The sequence below is a fragment of the Xanthobacter sp. BG11Y11_SDJG genome (genome assembly GCF_057364445.1).
This window is the reverse complement of record NZ_JBNFNU010000200.1, coordinates 1-7,547: the sequence shown is the minus strand read 5'-3', so window position 1 is coordinate 7,547 and position 7,547 is coordinate 1. Positions and strand designations below refer to the sequence as shown.

Sequence of the window (7,547 nt, the reverse complement as noted above, 5' to 3'; positions counted from 1 at the left end):
CGCGCGCCATCACATCTTCTCCGCCAGCGCCGCGTCGGCGCCGTGCAGCGCCGCCTCGGGCACGCGGGCGGCGGCGGCCTGGAGCATGGGCAGGATCTCGTCCACGCTCTCGGCCACCAGCATGTTCACCGCATAGGGCGCGCGGATGAAGCCGGTGGCGCGCATGTGGTCCACCAGCGTCAGGAACGGATCCCAGAAGCCGGCGATGTTGGCGATCAGGATGGGCTTGCTGTGCTGGCCGAGCTGGGCCCAGGTGAGCTGCTCCACCAGTTCCTCGAGCGTGCCGACTCCGCCCGGCAGGGCAACGAAGGCATCCGCCTGCTCGAACATCAGCCGCTTGCGCTCGTGCATGTCGTTCACCACCAGCATCTCGGCCTCGTGCGCGAACGCCCGCTCGCGCCGCACCAGAAAGCCGGGGATGATGCCCGTGACCTTTGCCGCCGGCGAGCGCGACGGCGCTCGCGACCTCGCCCATGAGGCCGATGCCGCCGCCGCCATAGACGAGCCGCACGCCGTGTTCCGCCAGGATGCGGCCGAAGCGGCGAGCCTCCTCGGCGAAGAGGGGATCGGAGCCGGGGGCGGAGCCGCAATAGACGCAGACGCTATGAATGTGAGCCATGGCCTTGAATCTGGTGATGAAGCTTCGGCGCCGCCACCATCGACGCCCGCCGCGACGAAATCGTGACGCGCGGGAAAATCGCGCGGCCGCCTTCAAAAAGATCAATTCATCGGCTATCCGGCGATGAACGATGGATGATCTCACTCGCCGCCCCGCCCCGCCATCCCCCGTCAGCGTCGCCCAGGCGCCAATTGAAGCCGGTGCGCGAGGCGCTGGAGTTCGTCGGCCGCGTGGAGGCGCCCGAGCGGGTGGAGATCCGCGCCCGCGTGAAGGGCATGCTGGAGGCGGTGCTCTTCAAGGAGGGCGAGACGGTGAAGGAGGGCGCCCCCCTCTACCGCATCGAGAAGCCGCTGTTCCAGGCCGACGTGGAGAACGCCCAGGGCGAGGTCGAGCGGGCGAAGGCCGCCCTCGATCTCGCCAAGATCCAGCGCGAGCGCGCCGAGGAACTGCTGGTGAAGAATGCCGGCACCGTGGTCGCCCGCGACCAGGCGATCGCCGCCGAGGCCTCCGCCAAGGGCCAGCTGCTCACCGCCGAGGCGCACCTCAAGACGGCGCAGATCAATCTCGGCTACACCGACATCGTCTCGCCCATCGCCGGCAAGATCGGCCGCACCGCCTTCACCAAGGGCCACATCGTCGGCCCCGAATCCGGCGTGCTCGCCACGGTGGTGAGCGAGAATCCCATGTACGTCACCTTCCCCGTCAGCCAGCGCGACTACCTGGAGGCGCAGAAGGAGGAGGGCAAGGTGGACCTCACCAATGTGGAGGTCCGCGTCAAGTTCTCCGACGGCACGGTCTATCCCGAGGTCGGGCGCATCAACTTCGTCGACGTGAGCGTCAGCCGCACCACCGATACCGTCATCATGCGCGCCGACGTGCCGAACCCCAAGGGCGCGCTGATCGACGGGCAATTGGTGCGGGTGGAGCTGTCCTCTGCCAAGCCCGACGAGAAGATCGTCATTCCCCAGGCGGCGCTGATCGCCGACCAGGGCGGCGTCTACGTGTTCGTGGTGCAGGACGGCAAGGCGGTCACCCGGCGCATCAAGCCCGGCGTCTCGGTGGGCGCGAACATCGTCGTCGAGGAGGCCTCAAGGTGGGTGACCAGGTGGTGGTGGACGGCTTCGAGCAGTTGCGGCCCGGCGCCGCGGTGCGCGCCACCCCCGCCGCCGGCCTCGCGAGCGGGGGCTGACCCATGCTCTCGTCGGTCTTCGTCGATCGTCCGCGCCTCGCCATCGTCATCGCCATCGTCACCGTGATCGCCGGCGCGCTGTCGCTGATGGCGATCCCGATCTCCCAGTATCCGGACATCATCCCGCCGCAGGTCTCGGTGACCACCGTCTTCCCCGGCGCCTCCGCCGAGGTGGTGGATTCCACCGTCGCCCAGCCCATCGAGGCGCAGGTGGTGGGGGTGGACAAGCTCATCTACATGAAGAGCGTCTCCGGCGACGACGGGTCCTACACCCTCACCGGCTCGTTCGAGCTGGGCACCGACCCGGACATCAACACCGTCAACATGAACAACCGCGTCCAGGTGGCGCTCTCGCGCCTGCCGGAGGACGTGAAGCGCCAGGGCGTGGTGGTGAAGAAGAAGTCGTCGGCGCTGCTCGGCGTGCTCGCCATCTATTCGCCCAAGGCGACCAAGGACCCGCTCTATCTCTCCAACTACGTCACCATCAATATCCTGGACGAACTGAAGAGCATTCCCGGCGTCGGCGATGCCGGGCTTTGGGGTCCCCAGGACTATGCCATGCGCGCCTGGGTGAAGACCGACCGCCTCACCGGCCTCAACCTCACCACCGGCGACATCGTCGACGCCATCCGCGCCCAGAACGTGCAGGCCGCCGTCGGCCGCATCGGCGCGCGGCCGATCTCCGACGACCAGCAATTGCAGCTCAACCTGCGCACCAAGGGCCGGCTCTCCACGGTGAAGGAGTTCGAGGACATCGTGCTGCGCACCAATGCGGACGGCTCGGTGCTCCGGCTCGGCGACGTGGCGCGCCTGGAACTGGGCGCCTCCAACCTCGATCGCGAGACGCTGTTCAACGGCGGGCCGGCGGCGGTGCTGGCGCTCTACCAGTCGCCCGGCGCCAACGCCATCACCACCATCACCGCCATCCGCGCGCGCATGGCGGAACTGGCCAAGGCCTTCCCCGAGGACATGGAATGGAAGGTCACCTACGACCCCACCATGTTCGTCACCGAGACCATCCACGAGGTGCAGAAGACGCTGATCGAGGCGTTCATCCTGGTGGTGCTGGTGGTTTATCTGTTCCTCGGCTCGTTCCGCGCCACCCTGATCCCGACGCTCGCCGTGCCGGTGAGCCTGATCGGCACCTTCATCGTGCTGAACGCCATCGGCTATTCGGCCAACACCGTGTCGCTGCTCGCGATCGTGCTCGCCATCGGCATCGTCGTGGACGACGCCATCGTGGTGGTGGAGAACGTCGAGCGGGTGATGGAGGAGCATCCCGAGCTCACCCCGGCCGAAGCCACCAAGAAGGCCATGGGCGAGATCACCGCGCCGATCATCGCCATCACCTTGGTGCTGCTCTCGGTGTTCGTGCCGGTGGCGTTCATCCCCGGCATATCGGGCGAGCTGTTCCGCCAGTTCGCCATCACGGTGGCGGTCGCCATGTTCCTCTCGGCGATCAACGCGCTGACGCTCTCGCCCGCTTTGTGCGCGATCCTGCTGAAGCCCGCCCACGGGCCGCGCAAGGGGCCGATCGGCTATGTCATGCGCTTCATCGACCGGGTGCGCGACGGCTACGGCTCGATCGTCGGGCGGCTCGTGCGCTGGTCGCTGTTCGGGCTGATCGCGGTGGTGGTCGCCTCGGGCGGCATCCTGGCGCTTTCCAAGGCGACGCCCACGGGCTTCCTGCCGGAGGACGACCAGGGCGCCTTCTTCGTCGTGGTGCAACTGCCCGGCGGCGCCTCGGTGGGCCGCACCGAGGAGGTGATCCGCAAGGCCGAGGCGGTGCTCAAGGAGGAGCACACGGTCGAGGACTACACCTCGGTGATCGGCCTCAACTTCATCGACAATTATTCCCAGCCCAATGCCGGCTTCATCGTCGTCACGCTGAAGCCGTTCGAGGACCGCGAGGGCGCCGAGAACGGCGCCGCCGCCATCATCGACCGGCTGGGGGCGAAGCTGCGCCTCATCCCCGGCGGCACGGTGGTGCCGCTGGCGCCGCCGCCCATCGTCGGCCTCGGCACCGGCGGCGGCTTCGCCTACGTGCTCCAGGACCTGCGCGCCGGCGATCCCAAGGTGCTGGCCCAGGTGCTGCGCGGCCTCATCATCGCCGCCAACCAGGACCCGCAGCTCTCGCGCGTCTTCTCCACCTATTCCGCCTCCAACCCTTCGCTGTTCCTCGACATCGACCGGGAGAAGGCGCAGGTGCTGGGCGTGCCGCTGAGCGATGTGTTCCAGGCGCTCCAGGCCTCGCTGGGCGGGCTCTATGTCAACGACATGAACCTGTTCGGCCGCACCTGGCAGGTGCAGGTGCAGTCCGAGGGCGAGGACCGAAAGAGCGTCGACGACGTCTACCGCATCCACGTGCGCAACAATAAGGGCGAGATGATCCCGCTGCGCTCGTTCGTGGAGGTGAAGGTGGAGGTCGGCCCGCCCGCCCTCATCCGCTACAACAACAAGCGCGCGGTGACGGTGCAGGGCGCCCCGGCGGAGGGCGTCTCCTCCGGCCAGGCGCTCAACGCCATGGAGCAGGTGGCGGCCAAGACCCTGCCCCAGGGCTTCTCCGGCGCCTGGACCGACACCTCGTTCCAGGAGAAGCGGGCCGAGGGCCAGACCGGCATCATCCTCGCCTTCGCCGTGCTGTTCGCCTTCCTGTTCCTGGTGGCGCTCTATGAGAGCTGGTCGATCCCGGTGCCGGTGCTGCTGTCGGTGACGGTCGGCATGCTCGGCGCGTTCGCGGCGATCCTGATGGCCGGGCTCACCCTCGACCTCTACGGGCAGATCGGCATGATCGTGCTGATCGGCCTCGCGGCGAAGAACGGCATCCTGATCGTCGAGTTCGCCAAGGAGCGGCGCGAGAAAGGCGAGCCGCTCCTCGAGGCGGCCACCGAGGGCGCGCGGCTGAGGTTCCGGCCGGTGATGATGACCTCGCTTGCCTTCATCCTCGGCCTGCTGCCGCTGGTGGTGGCGACCGGGGCGGCGCAGATGGCGCGGCAGAACGTGGGCACGCCCGTGTTCGGCGGCATGATCGCCGCCTCGGTGCTGGGCATCTTCGTCATCCCGCCGCTCTACGTGATGTTCCAGGCCATCCGCGAGCGGCTGCGGCCCGGTGCCCGCCCCAAGGTACCGCCGCCGGCAGAGGCCCCGGCGCCGGGCGTCCATTCTTGATCTGGCACAAGGAACCCGGCCGCGCGCTGGGGTGAGTGGAGACAATCGGAACGCGACGGGATCATCCCGAAGCCCTGCCCCGTGGGGGCGGCCGACGCCAAGGGAGCCGACCGATGACGGACACCGCGAAGACCCAGGCCGAGCATCTCGCCGACGAGACCTTCATGTCCGCCGACGACCTGCGCGCCTATATGGACGAACTGGAGCGCGCGAAGCTCAACAAGGAGCTTGCCGCCATGGACCAGGCGGACAAGGCGCGCCAGGACCTCATCAAGACCCTGTCGGAACCGATCAATCTCACCCCCGAGCGGCTGCACGAGATCTCGCAGACCCTGGTGACCAAGATGCGCCTTGCCGCCCAGCGCGGCGAGACCGAGATCATGGTCATGCGCTTTCCCAACGTGCTGTGCACGGACAAGGGCCGTGCCATCAACAATGCCGAGGACGGCTGGCCCGACACGCTGACCGGCCGCCCGCGCCAGGCGTTCGAGCTGTGGCGCGACCACCTGCGCCCGGCGCACTACAAGCTTAAGGCGATGATCGTCGACTGGCCGAACGGCATGCCGGGCGACATCGGCTTCTTCCTCAGCTGGGCCTGAGCGCGCCGAAGCAACGACACCGGCACAAGGGGAGGACCGCCATGGCCAGCGCCGAGCGGCTCAAGAACAAGGACTACGAGCACGAACTGAAATCGCTCCACGCCGAACTGGTGAAGCTCCAGCTCTGGGCCAAGGAGACCGGCGCCAAGGTCTGCGTCCTGTTCGAGGGCCGCGACGGCGCCGGCAAGGGCGGCGTCATCAAGGCGATCATGGAGCGGGTGAGCCCGCGCATCTTCCGCGTCGTGGCGCTGCCCCCGCCCACCGAGCGCGAGAAGTCGCAGATGTTCATCCAGCGCTACATCCCGCATCTGCCGGCGGCGGGCGAGATCATGATTTTCGACCGCTCCTGGTACAACCGAGCGGGCGTCGAGCGCGTCATGGGCTTCTGCACCGAGACGCAGGCGCAGAAGTTCCTCATGGCGACGCCCCTGGTGGAGCGCGCCATCGTCGAATCCGGCGTCATCCTTCTCAAATACTGGCTGGAAGTGTCCAAGGAGGAGCAGACCCGGCGCATGGAAGGGCGCATCGACGACCCGCGCAAGGTCTGGAAGCTCTCGCCCATGGACGTGGAATCCTACAGCCGCTGGGACGACTATTCCCGCGCGCGGGCGGAGATGATCGCCGCCACCGACACCGAATGGGCGCCCTGGTATGTCGCATTCTCCGACGACAAGCGGCGCACCCGCCTCAACATCATCTCGCACCTGCTCTCGCAGATCCCCTATGCCGCGGTGAAGCGCGAGAAGGTGAAGCTGCCCAAGCGCGGCAAGTACCACGGCTTCGAGGACCATTTCGCGCCGCGCCACGTGGTGCCCGAGCGCTTCTGAGACCGGCGCGGCAACCCGGCGCGCCGCGCCGGGCGCGGAGCGTCCGGCGCGCAGGGAAATGGGGCAGGCTTGTTCGTCGCGCCCCCCTCGGGCATCGTGCGCGCCGTCGATCCCTTTTCCGCCGGAAGCCCATGTCCCCCTCGCCCCGACCCGTCCAGCCCGGTGACCGCGTCTTCCTGGTGGACGGCTCATCCTTCGTCTTCCGCGCCTATTTCCAGTCCATCAACCAGGACCGGAAGTACAATTTCCGCTCCGACCGGCTGCCCACCGGGGCGGTGCGGCTGTTCTGCACCAAGCTGTTCCAGTTCGTGCGCGACGGGGCGGTGGGCATTCGCCCGACCCACCTCGCCATCATCTTCGACAAGTCGGAGGACAGCTTCCGCAAGGAACTCTACCCCGCCTACAAGGCCAACCGCTCCGATCCGCCGGAGGAGCTGATCCCGCAATTCCCGCTCATGCGCGAGGCGGTGCGCGCGTTCGGCCTCATTCCGGTGGAGCAGGCGCGCTACGAGGCGGACGACCTTATCGCCACCTATGCGGTGCAGGCGGTGGAGGCCGGGGCGGAAGTGCTCATCGTCTCTGCCGACAAGGACCTGATGCAGCTCATCGGCCCCAACGTCGCCATGTACGATCCCGCCTCCGGCGAGAGCGGCGGGCGCGGGGCGCGGCCGGAGCGGCGCATCGGCGTCGGCGAGGTGCTGGAATATTTCGGCGTGCCGCCCGAGAAGGTCACCGACGTGCAGGCGCTGGCCGGTGACAGCACCGACAACGTGCCCGGCGTGCCCGGCATCGGCATCAAGACCGCCGCCCAGCTGATCGCCGAATATGGCGACCTCGAAACGCTGCTCGCCCGCGCCGGCGAGATCAAGCAGCCCAAGCGGCGCGAATCGCTGCTCGGCAATGCCGAGGCGGCGCGCATCTCCAAGCAGCTCGTGACGCTGGTGCGCGACGTGTCGCTGGAGGTGCCGCTCGACGATCTGGTGCTGGAGCAGCCGGACGCCGCGCGCCTCATCGCCTTCCTGAAGGCCATGGAATTCACCACCATCACCCGCCGCGTGGCGGAGGCCTACGGCGTCGAGGCGGGCGCGGTGGAGGCCGACCCGCGGCTTGCGCCCTCGGGCGGCCTGTTCGCGCCCGCCGCGGTG

5 protein-coding genes and 1 pseudogene are annotated in these 7,547 nt (G+C 68.2%); 5 read left to right on the top strand and 1 reads right to left on the bottom strand.

The window, feature by feature from the left end:
• Positions 1-9 precede the first annotated feature (9 nt).
• Positions 10-619: pseudogene (locus AC2W7M_RS15655) on the bottom strand (LOG family protein).
• 134 nt (positions 620-753) lie between these two features.
• Here AC2W7M_RS15655 and AC2W7M_RS15650 point away from each other — a divergent pair.
• The 5 genes from AC2W7M_RS15650 to AC2W7M_RS15630 all read left to right on the top strand — a co-directional run.
• Complete coding sequence (locus AC2W7M_RS15650) at positions 754-1,875, top strand: efflux RND transporter periplasmic adaptor subunit (protein WP_486133151.1); 1,122 nt, start codon at positions 754-756, stop codon at positions 1,873-1,875.
• Complete coding sequence (locus AC2W7M_RS15645) at positions 1,812-4,976, top strand: efflux RND transporter permease subunit (RefSeq protein WP_486133150.1); 3,165 nt, start codon at positions 1,812-1,814, stop codon at positions 4,974-4,976. The genes AC2W7M_RS15650 and AC2W7M_RS15645 overlap by 64 nt, the downstream gene beginning before the upstream one ends.
• Positions 4,977-5,089: 113 nt before the next feature.
• On the top strand, positions 5,090-5,575 hold the full coding sequence (locus AC2W7M_RS15640; protein ID WP_486133149.1) for a hypothetical protein: 486 nt from the start codon (positions 5,090-5,092) through the stop codon (positions 5,573-5,575).
• A 41-nt stretch (positions 5,576-5,616) separates the two neighbouring features.
• Positions 5,617-6,402: a polyphosphate kinase 2 gene (ppk2, locus tag AC2W7M_RS15635; protein ID WP_486133148.1), complete on the top strand. Its 786-nt coding sequence runs from the start codon at positions 5,617-5,619 to the stop codon at positions 6,400-6,402.
• 131 nt (positions 6,403-6,533) lie between these two features.
• A partial coding sequence (locus AC2W7M_RS15630) for a 5'-3' exonuclease (protein ID WP_486133147.1) occupies positions 6,534-7,547 on the top strand: 1,014 nt, incomplete at its 3' end.

Excerpts from the sequence above, each read along its gene's own strand:
- AC2W7M_RS15650 (WP_486133151.1), top strand. The coding sequence starts at position 754 with ATGATCTCACTCGCCGCCCCGCCCCGCCATCCCCCGTCAGCGTCGCCC.
- AC2W7M_RS15645 (WP_486133150.1), top strand. The coding sequence starts at position 1,812 with ATGCTCTCGTCGGTCTTCGTCGATCGTCCGCGCCTCGCCATCGTCATC.
- AC2W7M_RS15640 (WP_486133149.1), top strand. The coding sequence starts at position 5,090 with ATGACGGACACCGCGAAGACCCAGGCCGAGCATCTCGCCGACGAGACC.
- ppk2 (WP_486133148.1), top strand. The coding sequence starts at position 5,617 with ATGGCCAGCGCCGAGCGGCTCAAGAACAAGGACTACGAGCACGAACTG.